The sequence below is a fragment of the Flavobacterium sp. genome (genome assembly GCF_035456225.1).
Taxonomy (GTDB): domain Bacteria; phylum Bacteroidota; class Bacteroidia; order Flavobacteriales; family Flavobacteriaceae; genus Flavobacterium.
This window is the reverse complement of the sequence record NZ_DATIDM010000014.1, coordinates 1-2582: the sequence shown is the minus strand read 5'-3', so window position 1 is coordinate 2582 and position 2582 is coordinate 1. Positions and strand designations below refer to the sequence as shown.

The following is a 2582-nucleotide window of genomic DNA, read 5'->3' as shown; positions in this document are numbered from 1 at the left end:
CAGGATGGAGGTCAATTGGTACCACCTCAAGACGATGAAATCATCCAAATGATCGAGGCGTTGGATTACAGTGAAATAAAATTTGAAGCCAATAACAATTTAATCGAATATATCGACAGAGAAGTAGACGAAGCTTTCATCGACTCCTCTATCGAAAACGCTACTTTTAACACTTCGCCTACAGCCAAGGAAAACCTTAAAATTGTTTTCACTTCACTTCACGGAACTTCCATCAAACTGGTTCCCGATGTTTTAGCGAAGGCAGGCTATACAAATGTCGAAATCGTAAAAGAACAAGCCGAACCGGACGGAAATTTCCCGACAGTAAAATCGCCAAACCCGGAAGAACCGGAAGCGCTGGCCATGGCAATGGAGCTTGCAGAACAGACAAACGCAGATATTGTAGTGGGTACCGACCCGGATTCCGACAGATTAGGCGTAGCCGTTCGCGACGAAAAAGGCAAAATGACATTACTGAACGGTAACCAAACCATGGTTGTCATGACACATTTTCTGCTTCAGCAATGGAAAAAACAAGGAAAACTGACTGGAACAGAATTTGTTGGCTCCACCATCGTTTCAACACCAATGATGCAGGAATTGGCTTCCGCTTATGATATTGAATGCAAAGTCGGCTTAACCGGTTTCAAATGGATTGCCAAGATGATCAAGGATTTTCCTAACCAGAAATTCATCGGTGGTGGCGAAGAAAGCTTCGGTTTTATGGTTGGCGACGCCGTTAGGGACAAAGACGCTGTTGCTTCTACCCTTTTGGTTTGCGAAATTGCAGCTCAAGCCAAAGAAAAAGGAAGTTCGATTTATCAGGAATTGCTTCAAATGTATGTTGATTACGGCTTCTACCAAGAGCATTTGATTTCGATTACCAAAAAAGGAATCGAAGGAGCAAACGAAATAAAGCAAATGATGATTGACCTTCGTGAAAACCCAGTTAACGAAATCAACGGAGAACGAGTGGTATGCATAGAAGATTATCAAAATTCGACGTTACGAAATTTATTTACCAATGAAATTGAACCGCTTGCCATTCCAAAATCGGATGTTTTAATATATTATCTCGAAGACGGAAGCAAAATTTGTGCACGCCCAAGCGGTACGGAACCTAAAATAAAATTCTATTTCAGTGTCAACTGCGCCATTGAAACTGTTACCGATGTTCCTGATGCTGAAGCCTATTTAGATACTAAAATCAAAAATATTATTGCTGAAATGCGATTGAATTAAATGAATAAAATTATCTCAAAAATCTTCCCGTTTATAAAGCCTTATAAATCACATGTTATATCAAACGTGATTTTTAACGTCTTATATGCTTTGTTCAGTACACTTTCTTTCATTATGCTTATCCCGATGATGAATGTGCTATTCGACAAAACAAAAAAAGTGGATACAGCCCCAGTGTGGAAAGACATTTTTCATATTACGGACTATGCCCAAAACCTGCTGTATTATAACATCACCCAACTTACTGAAAACAACAACACCGAGACCGCTCTTTTAATAGTTGTTTCTTTGATAATTACCACTTTTTTATTGAAAAACCTCTTCGGTTATCTGGCATCTTTTCATATGATGCATCTTAAAAATGGTGTTTTGCGTGATTTGCGAAAAGTAATGTATGATAAAATAATTGCGTTGCCGGTTTCCTACTATTCGGAAAAAAGAAAAGGTGATGTCCTAGCCAGAATGCTGGGCGATATTGGAGAGGTGCAGAATTCTTTCTTTTCGATTCTTGAACTTATCGTGAAAGAACCTATGACGATTGTTTTTTCAATAATCGGAATGTTTGCCTTTAGTTTCAAACTAACTCTTTTTGTTTTTATTTTCATCCCAATATGCGGACTTATAATATCAAAAATAGGCAAAAGCTTAAAAGCCAGATCACTGGAAGCCCAAAAAGAAAGCGGGCGTATGATTTCCATAGTTGAAGAAAGTTTATCAGGTCTTAAAATCGTTAAAAGTTATAATGCCGAACCACATTTCACGGGACGTTTACAAGATTCAATCAACCGACTTTTAAGGCTTTCCAATAAAATAGGAAAGAAAAACAACCTGGCATCTCCATTGAGCGAATTCATGGGAATCATTACTATTGCCGTTTTACTTTGGTACGGCGGAAGCATGGTACTTGTGGACAAAACTTTAGACGGAGCCACTTTTCTGGCTTATATGGGATTAGCTTACAACATCCTGACACCGGCAAAAGCCATATCAAAAGCGTCTTATGCTGTTAAAAACGGTGTTGCCGCAGCAGAACGTGTTTTTGAAGTTTTGGAAGTTGAAAACGAAATAACCGACAAAACCAATGCTATTGAAAAAAGCACCTTTGATGATAAGATAACTATCGAAAACATCGATTTCCGCTATGAAACAGAGAATGTACTTACCAATTTCTCACTGGAAGTCCCAAAAGGAAAGACAGTTGCTTTGGTAGGACAGTCCGGAAGTGGTAAAAGTACAATTGCCAACCTTCTTACTCGTTTTTATGATGTTCAGCAAGGCAGTATCAAAGTAGATGGCATTGATATCAAAGATATGAAAATGCATTCACTCCGAAACTTGAT

The 2582-nt window shown here is 38.7% G+C and carries 2 protein-coding genes; both read left to right on the top strand.

What is annotated here, in order from left to right:
• The coding region (locus VLB74_RS00705) for a phospho-sugar mutase (protein ID WP_325201551.1) at positions 1-1242 on the top strand (1242 nt) is incomplete at its 5' end.
• On the top strand, positions 1243-2582 hold a 1340-nt coding region (locus VLB74_RS00700; RefSeq protein WP_325201550.1), incomplete at its 3' end, for an ABC transporter ATP-binding protein. It abuts the gene before it with no gap.